We start from the raw sequence: 17,141 nt of genomic DNA, 5'->3' as shown, positions 1-17,141 counted from the left end.
CTACCTGCAGCCAGCCGAGGTAAGCCAACATGGAACCGAGCATGTTGGCCGCGTTCTGGGCAGTGTCGCTGCTGTTCGTGATCACCCCCGGCGCCGACTGGGCCTATGCCATCTCTGCCGGGCTCAACGGCCGGGTGGTGATTCCCGCGGTATCCGGGCTGCTGAGCGGGCACCTGCTGGCGACCCTGGTGGTGGCCGCCGGGGTCGGCGGGCTGGTGGCGCGTTACCCCCTGGCCCTTGCGGGCCTGACCGTGGCCGGTGCCGGCTACCTGCTGTGGCTGGGCGTCGGCCTGCTGCGCCACCCGTCCACGCCCCAGGCCGGCGCAGGCCAGGCCGATGCTTCCTGGGCGCGCTGGTCGTTCAAGGGCCTGTGTGTCAGCGGCCTCAATCCCAAGGTCTTCCTGCTGTTCCTGGCCCTGCTGCCACAGTTCACCAGCCCCGCGGCCGCCTGGCCGGTGTCGCTGCAGATCCTCGCCCTGGGGCTGCTGCATGCCTTCAGTTGCGCGGTGATCTACCTGTTGGTGGGCTTCGGCTCGCGCACTGTTCTGCAGGCGCGGCCGGTGGCGGCGCTGTGGGTCAGTCGCCTGTCGGGCGGGTTGATGGTCCTGATTGCGCTAGTGTTGCTGGCGGAACAACTCCTGGCTTGAGGAAGACCCATGCACAGCTTCAGACAACGAGCGGCTCGCGGGCTGCAAAGCGGTGACAGCTTCAGCCTGTCGCGATGCTTCACTCCCCAGGACATCCAGCGCTTTGCCGAGATTTCCCGGGACTACAACCCGGTGCACTACCACCCGCCCTTCGCCGAGGCCCGAGGGTTTCGCGAACCGGTGGCCCATGGCCTGCTGACCGCCAGCCTGGTGACCGAGATCGGCGGGCAGATCGGCTGGCTGGCCTCGGCGATGAGCTTCCAGTTCCGCCGCCCGGTCTATGCGGGGGATACCGTGACCTGCCGCTGGCTGATCACCGAGGTGGATGCCCGGGGCCGGGCTACGGCGGTCATCACCCTGAGCAACGAAGATGGCGTGATCGTGCTCGAAGGCGAAACCCGCGGCGTGCTTCCCGGCGAACAGGAACGGCAGTTACTGAGCCAGATGCTCGCCGAAGGCGACCCGGGCAACCCCTTGGCTCGGTAGGCCTCAAGCCCTGCGACGCACCCGAAGCCCCCTTCGCTGGCAAGCCAGCGCCTACGCAAAGCCCCACCACTACCCCACCTCGTAGGAGCCGGCTTGCCGGCGAAGAGGCCCTCAAGCCCTGCGGCGAACCCGAAGACGCCTTCGCTGGCAAGCCAGCTCCTACGCAAAGCCCCGCCACCACGCCATCTCGTTGGGGCTGGCCGGGCACAGAATTTTCTCTGACAGCGGCTACGGGATCGCTATGATGGATCACCATGAACCCCAGCCCCGCGATCCGCCAACCCTGTCCGCCCGGCGCCTGCATTTGCGAGCGCGAGCAGTTGCTGGACACCCCCGGAGCCGACCTGCGCATCCTCAATCTCACGCGCCAGGAGGAAAAGCGCCTGCTCGAACGCCTGGAAAACCTCAAGGACCTGGCGGACCTGGAACACATGCAGCGGCGGATGTACGAACAACTGGGCATCCGCGTCCAGATCAGCCCCAGTGACAACGTGGTCCGCAGCATGCGCGGCATCGCCATTTCCCTGGGCGAGTTGCCCGGCCTGTGCCGCAAGACCCGGCAATCGATCCCGGCCGCCATCCGCCGAGCCATGGAGCAGCGCCCGGAAATCGCCTACCGCCTGCTGGACTCCCAGGACCTGTTGCGCGGCACCTGAGGGCCGCGCACTCAAGCGCCGCCCATACCGTTCAAGGCTTGCAGCCCGGGGCCTGAACCCGGAAACTTGCCGCTGCTTTTTCCAGGACTTCTCTCATGCAAAACACCCCATTGAACGCCGCCGACTTCGAAACCCTCGAAGACACCCTGCTCAAGTACGGCGACGACCACTCGGTACTCAACCCCTGCGAGCTGGACGGCTATTTCACCGCGCTGGTGTCGGGCCCGACCCAGGTGGATATCGCCGAATGGTTCCCGGCGATCTGGGGCGGCGAGAACCCCAATTGGGAAACCCCGCAAGAGTGCCGGCAGTTCATCGACCTGTGCGTGCGCCACATCAACACCCTGGCCGAACAACTGGCCAGTGATGCCCAGGGTTTCCATGCACGTTTCGAAACCACCGAACACCAGGGCCAGGACCTGCTGCTGGCCGAAGAATGGTGCTTTGGCTACCTGCGTGGGGTGGCCGTGAGCAACTGGCCGCAGATGCCGGCACCACAGACCGGCCTGTTGCAGACGATCATCGACTGTGCCGAACAGGACAACTTCGAACTGCCGGCCGACCTCGACCTGGACCAGCATCGCCAGCAGGTAGCGGCCATCGAACCGGCCGCTCGGGCGCTGCATGCCTACTGGGCGGCGCAGCGCTGAAGTAAACCGCATCCAAAAAAAACGCCGCGGGCTCCAATCAGGGCCCGCGGCGTTTTTGTCTGCGTCCTGCCAGCAGCGCGAGGCTTACAGCAGTTTGCGTTGCACCGCTTCATCCAGGGTGCTGCGGGCCAGTTGCTGGACCACGTCGCGGGTATCCGCCTGGAAAGGAATCGCCACGATCAGCAGCAGTTGCATCCAGGTGCGCACCGACTCGCTCTTGCGAATCCGCCCCAGTTCCTTGCCGTCCTTGTCCTTGAACACCGTCTCCAGGGTGAAGGTGTTCTTCGCCGTGGACGGGATGATGAAGAAGGTGGCGCCGGTGATGATGGCCGAGGCCATGCTGAACTGCTCGTTGTTGTACAGGGTGGCTTCGGCGTACAGGTCCGACTCGACCTTGTCGGTGCTGACCCGGGCAAAGCGCCCGGACTGGCGGTAGGTATCGGCCACCGCCGCTTCCCAGGCGGCGGCCGGGGCGCCGGCGGCAGCATTGGCCGGGCCGCCATTGACCTGGTTCATCGCGGTGGTGCGCACGAAGGCCGTGGGTTTGTGTTGCTCCGCCTGGGCGGTGGGTGGCCAGGCCGTGACCGGTGCCAGTTCGTGTTGCGAATAGGACACGCAGCCGCTCAGCAGTACCGCGGCCAGCACCAGTAGGTGCTTGATGGAACCGAACATGTGACGCTCCTTGATCCTAGTGCGCCAACCGGGCGGTGGCGTTGTCGAGCAATTTGCCAACCAGCTCGTTGAGCTGCTTGGCGCCCTGGGTCGGGGCCCAGTATTCGCGCCCGTAGAGACCGACATTGCGCTCGAACTTGAGCTGCTCCCTGGCGCTGGCCAGTTCCTTGCCGTCGCGATCGACGATCGACAGATCACCGGCCAGGTCGAAGCTGTCGACGTAGATCGGGCCATTGACCCAGATCCACAGCGTCAGGGTCAGCAGGGCCCCCGGTACATAGCCCGGGTGCGGCCCGCGATGGCCCTTGAGGGAGGTCATGTTGAACTTCAGCACCACGTCGTTTTCCCCCAGGCGGGTAGGAAACTCGCTGAGTTGCGGGAAGTAGCCGGCGCTCTTGACGTAGGGCGTCAGTTGGGCGGTCAGGGAGCGACTGATGGCGGTACGGGTGGCTTCGTCGATACCGGCGGCGGAAACCTGCACATCGGCGATTTGCGCGGTGCGCGGGCTGCTGGCAGGCGCGGGATGCAGCGGTGCGCCCAAGGGGCCGGTGACGTTGTAGGACACACAGCCGGTCAGCGCCAGGGTGGCGACAAGGGCGGTGGCCCTGAGGAGGGTTCTGAACACGAAATATCCTTATTGAGGGACGGACAGCACCAACGTCTCGACCCCGGCGCCCAGAACTTTAGGAAAACCTCGCATTCGGTTGGGCGGGACAGGCCCGCTCCCGGGCCTTATTGATAGTCCTCTTCATAGGCCTGGAGCAGATTGAACAAGTGCTCCTGGGGCATCGCGCAGTCCTCCAGCGCTTCGGGCGCAACGCCGTTCCACTCCTCATCGGGGTCGCTTTCGACAATCAGCAGCGGCACCTGAGCGTTGTTGCAGAAGGCGAGGATGTCGCGCAGTTCCTGCTCACGTTCCACATGGTCGTTGTGAAACAGCTTGGCGCTGTAGAAGAAGCCCTCGGCGCCACGGCGCAGATAGCCCTGGGCAACGCTCAGGGACAGGCCCAGGCGTTGATGGAGAAACTTGACCAGCGCCAGGTCAGTGCTGGGAGTCGCGGCGGCGATGCTTATTCTGGACATGGCAGGTTCCTTGATAAATCGGCGGGCAGCCCTCGCCCTGCTACTCGGGCCGCCACAGTTCGAGCCCCTCCACATGGCGCTCGATGTCGTCCATGTCGTCCTCCCCCAGGGTACGGTCGAAGGGTTCGCTGAGAATCCTGCGCACCTGGGCCAGGCGCTGGGTGACCTGCTGGTTATCGATGAAATCGGTGGTGGCGCGCTGGTAGTCGGCCACGGGTTTATCCATGTAGTAGGCGCCCATCTTGTGCAACGAGATCAAGACGAACTCCAGCTCCGCCAGGGCCTGCAGCGCCTGCTCGCCAGAGAGGGTGATGGTGCGGTTGCTTTCCAGCATCGAAACTTCCTTGGTGCTCAACAGTTGGACAGAACGCCGCCTGGGTGGCGTGCGGCGCGCGCTTCAATCAGGCAGGCCACGGCCCATGCTGATCATGGCCTGGCCGGGCTGAACAACAGGCCCGGCTGACACCGCTCACCGACTCGGTGCCGGAGCCAGCTTGAGCCGGGTCGGATCGACCGCGCAGGCCATGTTGCGCAGCTCCCCGATCAACGATTGACGGGGAAAGGCGGCCCATTGCGCAAGATCGTCCTTGCGCATGACCTCCACGCCCTGGGCGAAGGGCTCGGAGAAGTACACCCGGCCGAATTGCGCCGACTCATCCTTCTCGCAGTTGATCACCCGGGTCGCGCGGGAGCTGTAGATCGGCGGCTTGCCACCGCCCAGCGCAGCAGGCTTGGCGTAGTTGTTGACCAGATAGAACTGCCGCAGGTTCGGGTTGTTCTGGTAGAGGGCCAGCGAGTTGGCGGCAAAGTAGGTGGCCAGTTCCGGGCTTTCCAGCACCTTGAACATGCCGTCCGGACGCTGCGGCGCCGGGGCCTCCCCGGGGGTACCCGAATGCGCGCAACCGGCGAGCAAAAGCGCCGCGCTCAAGCTCGACAGCTTGTTCATCGGCCCGCTCCCTGGGCCAGGTCCGGCCGCTCCTGCTCCAGCAATGGCTGATCGACAGTGCCCTGCAGCGAGCAGAGCAAACGGGTCTTGCCGTCTTCCTGGCTGAGCATGAGGATCTTTTCCGCGGAGCCCGGCGCCGGGGCGATGCCCGAAGCGGCGGCCGGGTTGTCCTGCCAGGGGGTCGCGGCGTTGAGTTTGATCTGCGGCCGGGAGACGAAGTATTCGCCAGTCTCCTGCCAACCGGCCTGGGGCAGCGCGGCCATGACGGCCTCGCGGCTGGCATCGATTTCAAAGCCCCAGAAGTGAAAGGTGCCCTGCTCGCCCAGGTCGAACTGGCGGTCGTAGTAGGCGGTCAGGGGCAGGCCCTGATCCAGCAGCGGCCGGGAAAACGCCATCAGCGCGGTGGCGCTGTCGCGGCGCTCCGCCACCGGAATCCAGGCGATGCCCTGGCGCTGATTCTCCGCCAGTTTCACCACCTGCCCGAGTTCGGCGCGCTGCTGATACAGGGCCTTGAAAAAGCTCGGCTGGCACTCCAGCAGGCTCTGGCTGAGGCTGGCTGCCTGGGCAGCGCCGGCACTCAAGCCCAGGAGCAAGGCCAACAGCGGTGAGGTGGAAAGGCGGGGCAAGGTGCGCGTCCGTTGCATGGTCTGGAGCATCCTGAGCAGGCGAAAAAAACGCGACTCTACTCCCGCCGGCACCGCCGAGACAAATCCGCCTGCAGGCACCAGGCCTGCATGGCAGAGCGGCGCCGCAGCCGGTTCAGAGGAAAATACGGCCCTTGAGGTACAAGGCGCCGTAGCCGCTGATAATCACCCGCCCGTTGTCCAGCACCTGACACTCCAGCTGGCCCTTGCGCGCCCCGCCCTGCTGCGCCCGCAACTGACGCTTGCCCAGGCGCGCGGCCCAGTAAGGCGCCAGGGAGGTATGGGCGGAACCGGTGACCGGGTCTTCATTGACCCCGACCCGCGGGCCGAACCAGCGCGAGACGAAATCGAATGCTCGGGACGGCGCCGTCACGGCGATGCCGCGCACATCGAAGGCGGCCAGTGCGGCGAAATCGGGCTTGAGCGCCTCCACCAGAGATTCGTCGTCCACCACCAGCAGGTAATCGTCGGTGCGATACAGGGCCTCGGCCGCCGGCAACCCCAGGGCTTGCAGCAGGGCCGGAGCAATCGCCACGGCTTCGGGCTGCTTGGCGGGAAAGTCCATGGACAGCAGGCCGCCCTCGCGGCTCACCCGCAACTCGCCGCTGCGGGTGGCAAAGCGCAGCACGTCGCGGCGCTCGCCCAACTGCTCGAACAGCACCCAGGCCGCCGCCAGGGTGGCGTGCCCGCACAGGTCGACCTCCACCGTGGGGGTGAACCAGCGCAGTTCGAAGACTTCGCCCCGGGGCACGAAATAGGCGGTTTCCGACAGGTTGTTCTCCAGGGCGATGCGCTGCAGGACCTCGTCCGGCAACCAGGCATCCAGGGGGCACACCGCCGCCGGGTTGCCACCGAAGACGTGGGAGGTAAAGGCATCCACTTGAAAGATATCGAGCTGCATCGCGGTCATTCCTCGGCGCCTTGGGCGCGGATCTGTTCCAGGTAGTTGTAGATGGTGTAGCGGGTCACCCCCAGGGCCGCGGCGGCCTTTTCGATCCCGCCCTTGACGATGAACACCCCGCGCTCCTGCATCTGGCGCACGGCGTCGAGCTTGTGTTGCTTGCTCATGCGCGCCCCGTTTCCCGGGCAGGCGCCCTGGATGATCTGGGCCAGCAACTGTTCCATGTCGGGGGCTTCGTCGCGGCGCGGCGCAGGCGCGCTGCCCAGGCCCAGCAACTGCCCGAGGCAGGCATGAGCGGCGGCGATACCGCTCAGGTCGCTGTTGCTGCACAGGCTGGCGAAGGGCTGCCCGCTGCTGTCGCGAAAGATCACCGTGGAACTGCGCAGCTCGCGGCCGTCGGGGGCCAGGGTCGGGTAGTTCTCCAGCACCAGCGGGGTCGCCGCGGAGCGGTCTTGCAGGGCGCGTCGCACCGCGGCAAAACCCAGGTCCTGGCGCGGCCCGACCAGCACCGGGTCGCCTACCCGGCGCCCGGTGACATGACCATTGGCGATGGCGACGATCGAGCACTCGGGGCGGTCCAGGTCATGCAGGACAATCTCCACGTGCCGGCCGACCACGCTGCCCAGCATCTGCAAAGTGCTGTGCAGCACCTGCAGCACCAGCTGACGTTCGGCAAGCAGGGAAGCGCAAGATCGGTTCATGGGTGACTACCAAGGTGAACGGCCAGGAAAAATATCAACACTTTGTTGAATATTCAACTTCTTGTTCGATTGATCCCGGTCATGCCCGCCCATCATGGCAATTGCATAGCCAAGGGCATTGCTGCAATATTCGCAAATGTAAAACGTTCTCATTAAATATTTCCATTCAAGTGCTCTGCCCCATGACCCCCAACCTGCTTCTCGTGGAAGACGACGCCCGACTGCGCGACGACCTGGACCTGCATTTCCGCCAGCGCGGCTTTACCGTCACCACCTGCACCGACGGCCGCCAGGGGCTGGCCGCGGTGCGCGCCGGCCACTTCGACCTGGTGCTGCTGGACATCATGCTGCCGGGCATGGACGGCCTGGCCCTGCTGGAAACCCTGCGCCAGGAACAGGGCACGCCGGTGATGCTGATGTCGGCCCTGGGCGCCGAGCAGGACCGCATCACCGGCTTTACCCGAGGCGCCGACGACTACCTGCCCAAGCCCTTCAGCCTGGCCGAACTGGACGCCCGCGCCGACGCCCTGTTGCGGCGCATGGCCCGGGTGCAACAGCTGCAGGCCACGCGCCAGGACCCGATCCTCAGCTTCGACGACCAGGCCCAGGACGTGCTGCACCAGGGCCGCGCAGCGGGCCTGACCGGCTCGGAATACCGGCTGCTGGTGACCCTGCGCGAGCACCCCGGGGAAACCCTGAGCAAGCCGTTTCTCTATCAGCACGTACTGCACCGCATCTACACGAGGCTCGATCGCGGCCTGGATGTGCACGTGTGCAACCTGCGGCGCAAACTCGCGGACCTTGGGGTGCAGCACCTGCAGATCCAGGCGGTGCGCGGCGCGGGCTACATCCTGGTGGAAGCGGAACGCCACTGATGCGCCGTCACCCCCTGCTGTGGAAACTGGCGCTGTTGCAGATCGGCTTCTGCCTGCTGCTGACCTGGATCATCTGGACCTGGGGCCTGTCGGCCGAGCGCAGCACCTATTTTCTCGACCCCGCCGACCGCCAGTACCTGGCCAGCTACGCCCAGCAGGCCGAGCACGCCTGGCGCCAGGGCGGCGTGGCCGCGGTCGATGAGTTCCAGCGACAACTGGCAACCCGGGAAGACACCTGGGTCGCGGTGATCGGCGATCGCCTGCAGAGCCTGGGCAGCACGCCGCTGACCGCCGAGGAAGCCAGCCACCTGACCTTCATGCGCAAGCTCGACTGGCCCATGAGCCGGCGCCTGCAGGACGAGTTGCCCTACGTCAGCATCGAATTCCCCGAGCACCCGGAGCAAGGCCGGCTGGTGCTGCAACTGCCCGAGCGCCTGCTGCCCAGTGGCCTGACGCCCTGGACCCACCTGCTCAGCCATGGCGTGGTGCCGACCCTGCTGGCCGCCCTGCTCGGCCTGTTGCTCTACCGCCACCTGGTGCTGCCGTTGAACCGCCTGCGCGACCGCGCCGATGCCTTGCGCGCCGACGACCTGGAAAGCCAGGGCCTGGGCACGCCCCTGGTGAACCGCCACGACGAACTGGGGGAACTGGCCCTGGCCTTCGAGCACATGGCCGAGCGCCTGCGCCAGAGCCTGGCCCAGCAGCGCCTGCTGCTGCGCACGCTGTCCCATGAGCTGCGCACGCCCCTGGCGCGGTTGCGCATCGCCCATGACAGCCGGTTGCCGCCGGAGCAGTTGCGCCAGCGCCTGGACCGGGAAATCGCCGACATGCAGCGCCTGCTGGAAGACACCCTGGACCTGGCCTGGCTCGACACCGAGCGCCCGCAACTGCCTACCGAAGCGGTGCAGGTGCTGTCGATCTGGGAAGCCCTGCGCCAGGACGCCTGCTTCGAAAGCGCCTGGGACGCCGAGCGCCTGCCCTGCCTGCTGGACGCCGAGTGCCGGGTCCAGGTGCACCTGGACAGCATCGCCCAGGCCCTGGAGAACCTGCTGCGCAATGCCATCCGCTACTCCCCCGCCGGCGGCCGGGTGAGCCTGCGCGGCTGGCGCGAAGGCGCCTATTGGCACCTGTGCCTGGAAGACCAGGGACCAGGGGTCGCCGAACAGGACCTGCAACGCATCTTCCAGCCCTACCAGCGCCTGGACTCGGCCCAGGGCGACGGCTTCGGCCTGGGCCTGGCCATCGCCCGGCGCGCCGTGGAGCTGCACCAGGGGCGGATCTGGGCCAGCAACGGCCACCCCGGGCTGTGCATGCACCTGCTGCTGCCCGCCGCCTAGGCCCGACACAAGCGCGCCCGGCTCCCTGACAGAACCTCGTACCGACCTGGAAGTGTTTAGAAAGTTAATGCGCTTTACTCGCAAATAGCAGTCATTATCATTCGTGATCTTCTGTTTCTGCCTCTGTCCGGAGATCACCGATGTCCATGCGCTCGATGCGTCCTTTCGCCCCTTTCCTGCTGTCCACCTGCTGCCTGCTCAGTCAGGCCGTGCAGGCTGCCAATGAAGGCTCGACCCAGCCGGTCCTGGAGCTGGAACCCCAGAGCGTCATCGCCACCGCCAAGGAAGAAACCAAGCAGGCACCGGGGGTCTCGGTGATCACCGCCGAGGACATCCAGAAGCGCCCGCCGGCCAACGACCTGTCGCAGATCATCCGCACCATGCCCGGGGTCAACCTCACCGGTAACTCCACCAGCGGCCAGCGCGGCAACAACCGGCAGATCGACATCCGCGGCATGGGCCCGGAAAACACCCTGATCCTGGTGGACGGCAAGCCGGTGGGCAGCCGCAACTCGGTGCGCTACGGCTGGCGCGGCGAGCGCGACAGCCGCGGCGACACCAACTGGGTACCGGCCGACCAGGTCGAACGCATCGAAGTGATCCGCGGCCCGGCGGCGGCCCGCTACGGCAACGGCGCCGCTGGCGGGGTGATCAACATCATCACCAAGCAGGCCGGCATCCAGACCCACGGCAACGCGACGATCTACAGCTCGTTCCCGACCCACAAGGACGAAGGCGCCACCCAACGCATGAGCTTCGGCCTCAACGGCCCGCTGACCGACAGCTTGAGCTACCGGGTCTACGGCAACGTGGCCAAGACCGATTCCGACGACGCCGACATCAACGCCGGCCATGAATCCCTGCGCACCGGCAACCAGGTCGGCACCCTGCCCGCTGGCCGCGAAGGGGTACGCAACAAGGACCTCAACGGCCTCTTGAGCTGGCACCTGACCCCGGACCAGAGCCTGGACTTCGAAGCCGGCTTCAGCCGCCAGGGCAACATCTACACCGGCGATACCCAGAACACCAACAGCAACAGCACGGTGAAAAACCTGCTGGGCCACGAGACCAACCGCAGCTACCGCGAGACCTATTCGGTGACCCATCGTGGCGAATGGGACTTCGGCAGTTCCATGGCCTACCTGCAATACGAAAAGACCCGCAACACGCGGATCAACGAAGGCCTGGCTGGCGGCACCGAAGGCATCTTCAGCAACAGCGAGTTCTACACCGCGGTGCTGCGCGACCTGACCGCCCATGGCGAGGTCAACCTGCCCCTGCGCGCCGGCTTCGAGCAGACCCTGACCCTGGGCAGCGAATGGTCCCAGCAAAAGCTCGACGACCCCAGCGCCAACACCCAGAGCACCAGTGAAGGCGGCGCCGTGGGCGGCCTGAGCTCAAGCAACCGCAGCACCCAGTCCAGCGCGCAGATCTTCTCGCTGTTCGCCGAAGACAACATCGAACTGCAGCCGGGCACCATGCTCACCCCCGGCCTGCGTTTGGACCACCACAGCATCGTCGGCGACAACTGGAGCCCGTCTCTCAACCTGTCCCACGCCCTGAGCGACACCCTGACCCTCAAGGCCGGCATCGCCCGGGCCTACAAGGCGCCGAACCTGTACCAGCTGAACTCCGACTACCTGCTCTACAGCCGCGGCCAGGGCTGCTACGGCCAGAGCACCAGCTGCTACCTGCAGGGCAACGACAAGCTCAAGGCGGAAACCAGCGTCAACAAGGAACTGGGCCTGGAATACAAGGCCGACGGCTGGGTGGCCGGCCTGACCTACTTCCGCAACGACTACAAGAACAAGGTGGAATCCGGCCTGGCCCCGGTGAGCCATGCCAGCGGCGGCAGCGGCGCTTACCGCAACTCGGCGATCTACCAGTGGGAAAACGTGCCCAAGGCCCTGGTGGAAGGCCTGGAAGGCACCCTGACCATTCCGTTGGCCAGCCAGCTGACCTGGAACAACAACTTCACCTACATGCTGCAATCGAAGAACAAGGAAACCGGCGACTACCTCTCGGTGACCCCGCGCTACACCCTCAACTCGATGCTCGACTGGCAGGCCACCCAGGACCTGTCGCTGCAGGCGACCGTGGCCTGGTACGGCCAGCAGACGCCGAAGAAATACGACTACCACGGCGACCGCGTCACCGGCAGCGCCACCCAGCAACTGGCGCCGTACGCCATTGCCGGGGTCAGCGGCACCTACGCCCTGACCCGCAACCTGAGCCTGACCGCCGGGGTCGACAACCTGTTCGACAAACGCCTGTTCCGTGAAGGCAATGCCCAGGGCGTGAACAACATCGCCGGGGCCGGCGCCGCCACCTACAACGAACCCGGGCGCACCCTGTACACCAGCCTGACCGCTTCGTTCTGAGCCATTACCAAGAGCCATCACCAAGAGCCTGCCGAGAACGCCTGATGAGAACTTTTTTCCTGCCCCTGGCCCTGGCCTGGGGCCTTGCGGGAGCGGCCCTGGCCGCCCCCGCCCCGGACCAGCCCATGGACCGCAGCCTGCTGCAACGCCAGGACCTGCCCTACCGCTTCACTAGCCTGCAACTGGATTCCGCCGACGGCCAGCGGCACTACCAACTGTGGATCGGCAAGCCGTTGCAGGCGCCGCCGCCACAGGGCTACCCGGTGCTGTGGATGCTCGATGGCAACGCCGCCATCGGCGCCCTCGACCCCGAGCAGCTCAAGCGCCTGGACCAGGGCCAGGCGCCGCTGCTGGTGGCAGTGGGTTACCAGACCCCGCTGCGTATCGAGCGCAACGCCCGCACCTATGACTACACCCCGCAGCAACCGGGCCAGGCGCAGCAGCAAGACCCGCTGACCGGGCAACCCAGCGGCGGCGCGCAAGCCTTCCTGCAACTGCTGCGCGAGCGCATGCGCCCGGCCGTGGCGGCCCAGGCACCGATAGATACCGCGCAACAGACCCTGTGGGGCCACTCCTATGGCGGCCTGCTGGTGCTGCAGGCGCTGTTCAGCCAGCCCCAGGCGTTTCGCCACTACGCTGCCGCGAGCCCTTCGCTGTGGTGGGGCGACGGCCTGATCCTGCCCCAGGCCCAGGGCCTGGCCGAGCGCCTGCAGGGCCATCATGCGCAATTGCTGCTGATGCGCGGCGGCGCCGAGCCGGGCAACCCGCGCCAGCCAGCAGGGCCCGAGGCCGACCAGCGCGCCCGACAGTTGCAGGCGCAACTGGCCCAGGTGCCGGGGTTGGCCCTGGACTACCACAGTTTTGAAACACTCAGCCATGGCCAAACCCTGGCGGCCTCGTTGCACTACGTGCTGGAGCGGCTCTACTTGCCGGCGACCAAGGACTGAAAACCCTGCGCCCGGGTGCAAGGCCCGGGCCGCGAGTTCCAGCGCAAGAGACAGGGTGCAAGCCTTGGGGCGGCGGGCTAATCTGCCGCTCGCCCCGCCACTTGTTCCGGATCACCAATGCCCACCTGCCCCGCCACTCGTTTTCTTGCCGCACTGGATGCCGACTGGGCCGCGCTGATCGCCGCCGTCGGCCCCTGCCTGCACCAGCCCCGCCCGGAGCGCGAGCCTTATCAGGCGCTGGTGCGCGCGGTGGCCTACCAGCAACTGCATGCCCGCGCGGGCGACGCGATACTCGGCCGCCTGCGCGCTTTGTTTCCCGGGCAGGACTTCCCTACGCCCGGGCAACTGGCCGATGCCAGCCTGGAGAGCCTGCGCGGCTGCGGCTTTTCCGCACGCAAGGTAGCGACCCTGCAGGGCATCGCCCAGGCCACCCTGGACGGCCGCGTCCCCGATGCCGCCAGCGCCCGTGGCCTGGATGACGAACAGTTGATAGAGCGCCTGATCCAGCTGCCCGGCATTGGCCGCTGGACCGTGGAGATGCTGCTGATCTACAGCCTTGAGCGCGAGGACATACTGCCCGTGGACGACTTTGGCGTACGCGAAGGTTATCGCCGACTCAAGGGCCTGGAACAACCGCCCAGCCCCCGGCAGCTGCGCCAGATCGGCCAGGCCTGGAGCCCCTGGCGTACCACCGCTGCCTGGTACCTGTGGCGCGTGCCGACGGCCTGAACACCGCGCACTTGACCCGGTGCGGACTGGCCGCTGCGCGGTTCGCCGGCAAGCCGGCTCCTACGGGATTATGCGCGCCTGTAGGAGCTGGCTTGCCAGCGAAAGCGCCCGCAAGATCGCCCATTCCCTCGCCATCAACCGCGCCCAATGGCCGCTGCGCGGTTCGCCGGCAAGCCGGCTCCTATGGGGATATGCGCGCCTGTAGGAGCTGGCTTGCCAGCGATGGGGGCGCTACATGCCCAGCCAGTTGGGCAAGGCCAGGGAGATCAGCGGCACGTAGGTCACCAGGATCAGGAACAGCAGCAGGATCATCAGCCACGGCATCGCCGCGCGGATGGTCTGGCCCAGGGTCAGGCCGGTCACCGCCGAGGTCACGAACAGGTTCAGGCCCACCGGCGGATGCACCAGGCCAATCTCCATGTTGACCACCATGACGATGCCCAGGTGAATCGGGTCGATCCCCAGCTTCATGGCAATCGGGAAGAAGATCGGCGCCAGGATCAGCACGATCGCCGAGGGCTCCATGAAGCTGCCCGCCACCAGCAGCACCACGTTGACCATCAGCAGGAAACCGATCGGCGTCAGGCCTTCGGAAATCACCCAGGCGGTGATTTCCTGGGGGATCTGTTCGGTGGTCAGCACATGGGCGAAGAGCATGGCGTTGGCGATGATGAACATCAGCATGATCGACAGCCGGCCCGACTCCAGCAGCACCTTGGGGCAGTCCCGCAGCTTCATGTCGCGGTACACGAACAGGGCGACGAAGGCCGAGTACACCGCCGCCACCGCCGCCGCCTCAGTGGGCGTGAACATGCCGCTGTAGATGCCGCCAAGGATGATCACCAGCAACAACAGGCCCCAGAACGCCCGGCGCGCAGCACTCAGCCACTGGCCAAAGGTGGCCCGTGGCTGGGCCGGCAGCTTTTTCACCCGGGCCACGATGTAGATCGCCACCATCAGCAGCAGGCCCAGCAGCAACCCGGGCACCACGCCGGCCATGAACAGCTTGCCCACCGAAGTCTCGGTGGCCGCCGAGTACACCACCATGACGATCGACGGCGGAATCAGGATGCCCAGGGTCCCGGCGTTGCAGATGATCCCGGCGCCGAACTCCTTGGGATAGCCGGAGCGCACCATGCCCGCCACGGCAATCGAGCCTACCGCCGCCACGGTGGCCGGCGAGGAACCGGACAGCGCGGCGAACAGCATGCAGGCCAGCACCGCGGCAATTGCCAGGCCGCCACGGATGTGGCCGACGCAGGCGTTGGCGAAGTCGATCAGGCGCTGGGCCACGCCGCCGGTGGTCATGAAGGCCCCGGACAAGAGGAAGAACGGAATCGCCAGGAAGGTGTAGGCGTCGGAGGTCTCGAACAGCTTGATCGCCAGGGAGCTCAGGGAGTCCTGGCTGAACATCAGGATCGACACCGCCCCCGACAGGCCCAGGGCAATGGCGATGGGCACGCCGAGGAACATGAACACGAACAGCAGCAGAAACAGACAGAGCACGGCCATCAGTGACGCTCCTCATGGCTGCCCGCCAGCTTGCTGGCCTCGCCCGCCTCGTCGGCCAGGCCCAGGCCGAACTGCCGTCGGGTGAAGATGCGGTAGAAGATTTCCAGGTAGCGGATCAGCACCAGGGCGAAGCCGATGGGCACTATCACCACGATATGGCTGACCTGGATGCCGAAGCGGTCCAGGTCTTCGGCGCCGATATGGGCGGCCATGATCGCGCTCAGCCACTTGAAGCTGGCGACCATGAACAGCCCGGCGTACACCAGGCAGCACAGGCAGGCGAGCAGCGCCAGGTAGCGCTGCACCGGGCGCGGGGTCAGGCGCACCAGGGCGTCCACCCCCAGGTGCCCGGCGGTGCGCACGCCATAGGAGATGCCGAAGAAGATCAGCCAGCCGAACATCGCCTTGGTCAGGGCCACGCTCCAGGTCATGTCCTGGGCCAGGCCCATGGTGGCGTCGCCCAGAGCGTTGAAGAAGGCGCTGCTGGCGGCCCATTTGTCGGCCAGCGCGAAGAACAGGGTGTAGATGTTGTTGAGCATCACGTAGACGAAGGTCACCAGGGTCATGGTCGCCAGCAGCAGGGCAATCAGGCCCTCCTCCAGGTGCTCCCAGATACGTCTCAGGGACTGCATAGAGATACCTCGCGAAACGGGCAGTGGCCGTCCGCCGCGGACGGCCGGGAGGGCGTATCAGTGGCGCTGGTTGGCGGCGTCGGCGGCCTTGATCAGGTCGGCGCCGATCTCGTCCTCGAACTTGCTCCACACCGGGCGCATGGTGTCGCGCCAGGCCTGGCGCTGCTCGGGGGTCAGTTCGATGATTTCGCTGGTCCTGGCCTCGACGATCTTCTGCCTGGCGCTCTGGTTCAGGGCCTCGGCCTGTTTGTTCACCTCCAGCGAGACCTCGGCCATGATGGCTTCCAGCTCGCCGCGCACGTCCGCCGGCAGGCCGTTCCAGAAGCTCGCGTTGGTGATCACCATGTAGTCGATCAGGCCGTGGTTGGACTCGGTGAAGTACTTCTGCACCTCATTGACCTTCTGGCTTTCATAGTTCGACCAGGTGTTCTCGGTGCCGTTGACGGTGCCGGTCTGCAGGCCCTGGTAGACCTCGGCGAAACTCATCTTGCGCGGGTTGGCGCGCATCGCCTTGAACTGCTCTTCGAGCACGCTGGAGGCCTGCACGCGAAACTTCAGGCCACGGGCGTCCTTGGGTTCGTGCAGGGGCTTGTTGGCCGACAACTGCTTCAGGCCGTTGTGCCAGTAGGCCAGGCCGAGAATGCCCTTGCCCTGCATCGAGGTCAGCAACTGCTTGCCCTCGGCGGCCTGGAAGCGGTCCACCGCCGCCAGGTCGTCGAACAGGAACGGCAGGTCGTAGATCTGGATCTTTTTCGTGTACTGCTCGAATTTGGCCAGGGACGGTGCCAGCATCTGCACATCCCCCAGCAGCAGCGCCTCCATTTCCTTGCCATCGCCGAACAGCGACGAGTTGGGGTAGACCTCGACCTTGACCCGCCCCGGCAGGCGCTCCTCGGCGAGCTTCTTGAACAGCAGCGCGCCCTGGCCCTTGGGGGTGTTCTCGGCCACCACGTGGGCGAACTTGATGATGATCGGGTTGCCGGTGGATTCGGCGGCCTGGGCCACCCCGGCAGCGAGCAATGCGGCGGCACAGAACAGCGCTCTTGAGAGCTTGAACATGGACTTCACCTTTTTATTGTTGTGATTGAGGGAAGAGTGCCTAAGGCATGGCGTATAGAGAATTTCGAATTTTTGATACCCGCGTTCACCCCCGCCGAACGCTCCGCCCCATGTAGGAACCGGCTTGCCGGCGAAAGGGCCCCCGAGTCCTGCGCCACCCCCGCCAGCGCCTTCGCTGGCAAGCCAGCTCCTACAACGGGCAGTGCCTGCGCAATCGGCGCCGCCCACCTCCCCGTAGGAGCCGGCTTGCCGGCGAAAGGCCCTCGAGCCCTGCGCCGCCCCC

At 66.2% G+C, this 17,141-nt stretch carries 20 protein-coding genes; 9 read left to right on the top strand and 11 right to left on the bottom strand.

Features of this window, described 5'->3' with window-relative positions:
* The first annotated feature begins 29 nt into the window (after positions 1 to 29).
* The 4 genes from AC1RMG_RS03690 to AC1RMG_RS03675 all read left to right on the top strand — a co-directional run bounded on the left by AC1RMG_RS03690 (position 30) and on the right by AC1RMG_RS03675 (position 2,439).
* The gene (locus AC1RMG_RS03690; RefSeq protein ID WP_011060975.1) at positions 30 to 647 is read left to right on the top strand and encodes a LysE family translocator; all 618 of its coding nucleotides are present in this window, start codon (positions 30 to 32) and stop codon (positions 645 to 647) included.
* 9 nt (positions 648 to 656) lie between these two features.
* Entirely contained in the window at positions 657 to 1,133 is a 477-nt protein-coding gene (locus AC1RMG_RS03685; protein ID WP_065363863.1) for a MaoC family dehydratase, read from the top strand.
* Between the two features lie 254 nt (positions 1,134 to 1,387).
* Positions 1,388 to 1,789 (top strand): hypothetical protein, encoded by a 402-nt coding sequence (locus AC1RMG_RS03680; RefSeq protein ID WP_015635375.1) that lies wholly within the window; start codon positions 1,388 to 1,390, stop codon positions 1,787 to 1,789.
* Between the two features lie 95 nt (positions 1,790 to 1,884).
* Complete coding sequence (locus AC1RMG_RS03675; protein WP_210456784.1) at positions 1,885 to 2,439, top strand: UPF0149 family protein; 555 nt, start codon at positions 1,885 to 1,887, stop codon at positions 2,437 to 2,439.
* 84 nt (positions 2,440 to 2,523) lie between these two features.
* Here the strand turns inward: AC1RMG_RS03675 and AC1RMG_RS03670 are convergent, their stop codons facing one another.
* From AC1RMG_RS03670 to AC1RMG_RS03635, 8 genes are all read right to left on the bottom strand, one after another.
* Positions 2,524 to 3,111 carry a hypothetical protein gene (locus AC1RMG_RS03670; RefSeq protein ID WP_210456785.1) on the bottom strand — a complete coding sequence of 196 codons (588 nt, stop codon included), beginning with the start codon at positions 3,109 to 3,111 and terminating at the stop codon, positions 2,524 to 2,526.
* A gap of 16 nt (positions 3,112 to 3,127) precedes the next feature.
* A complete protein-coding gene (locus AC1RMG_RS03665; RefSeq protein WP_493168360.1) occupies positions 3,128 to 3,736 on the bottom strand; it encodes a hypothetical protein in 609 nt (202 codons plus the stop codon).
* A 107-nt stretch (positions 3,737 to 3,843) separates the two neighbouring features.
* Positions 3,844 to 4,194: a hypothetical protein gene (locus tag AC1RMG_RS03660; RefSeq protein ID WP_103407495.1), complete on the bottom strand. Its 351-nt coding sequence runs from the start codon at positions 4,192 to 4,194 to the stop codon at positions 3,844 to 3,846.
* 40 nt (positions 4,195 to 4,234) lie between these two features.
* Entirely contained in the window at positions 4,235 to 4,528 is a 294-nt protein-coding gene (locus tag AC1RMG_RS03655) for a hypothetical protein (protein WP_011060967.1), read from the bottom strand.
* Positions 4,529 to 4,663: 135 nt separating this feature from the next.
* The gene (locus AC1RMG_RS03650) at positions 4,664 to 5,140 is read right to left on the bottom strand and encodes a surface-adhesin E family protein (protein WP_011060965.1); all 477 of its coding nucleotides are present in this window, start codon (positions 5,138 to 5,140) and stop codon (positions 4,664 to 4,666) included.
* Complete coding sequence (locus AC1RMG_RS03645) at positions 5,137 to 5,784, bottom strand: hypothetical protein (RefSeq protein ID WP_093408610.1); 648 nt, start codon at positions 5,782 to 5,784, stop codon at positions 5,137 to 5,139. The genes AC1RMG_RS03650 and AC1RMG_RS03645 overlap by 4 nt, the downstream gene beginning before the upstream one ends.
* A gap of 115 nt (positions 5,785 to 5,899) precedes the next feature.
* Positions 5,900 to 6,685, bottom strand: coding sequence for a PhzF family phenazine biosynthesis protein (locus AC1RMG_RS03640; protein ID WP_123577649.1), 786 nt, complete (start codon positions 6,683 to 6,685; stop codon positions 5,900 to 5,902).
* Positions 6,686 to 6,690: 5 nt separating this feature from the next.
* Positions 6,691 to 7,386, bottom strand: a complete 696-nt coding sequence (locus AC1RMG_RS03635; RefSeq protein ID WP_011060962.1) for a helix-turn-helix transcriptional regulator — start codon at positions 7,384 to 7,386, stop codon at positions 6,691 to 6,693.
* A gap of 182 nt (positions 7,387 to 7,568) precedes the next feature.
* On the opposite strand from AC1RMG_RS03635, the gene AC1RMG_RS03630 reads away from it, so the two are divergent.
* The 5 genes from AC1RMG_RS03630 (at position 7,569) to AC1RMG_RS03610 (ending at position 13,655) form a co-directional block, all read left to right on the top strand.
* The gene (locus AC1RMG_RS03630) at positions 7,569 to 8,261 is read left to right on the top strand and encodes a response regulator transcription factor (protein WP_210456787.1); all 693 of its coding nucleotides are present in this window, start codon (positions 7,569 to 7,571) and stop codon (positions 8,259 to 8,261) included.
* Positions 8,261 to 9,598, top strand: coding sequence for a HAMP domain-containing sensor histidine kinase (locus tag AC1RMG_RS03625; RefSeq protein WP_015635365.1), 1,338 nt, complete (start codon positions 8,261 to 8,263; stop codon positions 9,596 to 9,598). The genes AC1RMG_RS03630 and AC1RMG_RS03625 overlap by 1 nt, the downstream gene beginning before the upstream one ends.
* 146 nt (positions 9,599 to 9,744) lie before the next feature.
* Entirely contained in the window at positions 9,745 to 11,979 is a 2,235-nt protein-coding gene (locus AC1RMG_RS03620) for a TonB-dependent siderophore receptor (protein ID WP_374046143.1), read from the top strand.
* 44 nt (positions 11,980 to 12,023) lie between these two features.
* A complete protein-coding gene (locus AC1RMG_RS03615) occupies positions 12,024 to 12,926 on the top strand; it encodes an alpha/beta hydrolase (protein ID WP_493168357.1) in 903 nt (300 codons plus the stop codon).
* 117 nt (positions 12,927 to 13,043) lie between these two features.
* A complete protein-coding gene (locus AC1RMG_RS03610; RefSeq protein ID WP_125063922.1) occupies positions 13,044 to 13,655 on the top strand; it encodes a DNA-3-methyladenine glycosylase family protein in 612 nt (203 codons plus the stop codon).
* A 231-nt stretch (positions 13,656 to 13,886) separates the two neighbouring features.
* On the opposite strand, the gene dctM is transcribed toward AC1RMG_RS03610, so the two are convergent.
* From dctM to AC1RMG_RS03595, 3 genes are read right to left on the bottom strand one after another with little or no spacing between them, the layout of a single operon-like run.
* The gene (gene dctM, locus AC1RMG_RS03605) at positions 13,887 to 15,167 is read right to left on the bottom strand and encodes a C4-dicarboxylate TRAP transporter large permease protein DctM (RefSeq protein WP_011060956.1); all 1,281 of its coding nucleotides are present in this window, start codon (positions 15,165 to 15,167) and stop codon (positions 13,887 to 13,889) included.
* Positions 15,167 to 15,799, bottom strand: a complete 633-nt coding sequence (locus AC1RMG_RS03600; RefSeq protein WP_011060955.1) for a TRAP transporter small permease — start codon at positions 15,797 to 15,799, stop codon at positions 15,167 to 15,169. Before AC1RMG_RS03600 ends, dctM begins: the two co-directional genes overlap by 1 nt.
* Positions 15,800 to 15,856: 57 nt before the next feature.
* Entirely contained in the window at positions 15,857 to 16,858 is a 1,002-nt protein-coding gene (locus AC1RMG_RS03595) for a TRAP transporter substrate-binding protein (protein ID WP_019093787.1), read from the bottom strand.
* Positions 16,859 to 17,141 lie beyond the last annotated feature (283 nt).

This window comes from Pseudomonas sp. GW822-FHT04H02 (assembly GCF_058800645.1).
Note: the sequence above shows the minus strand (reverse complement) of the source record. Positions and strands in the feature narration are given on the sequence as shown.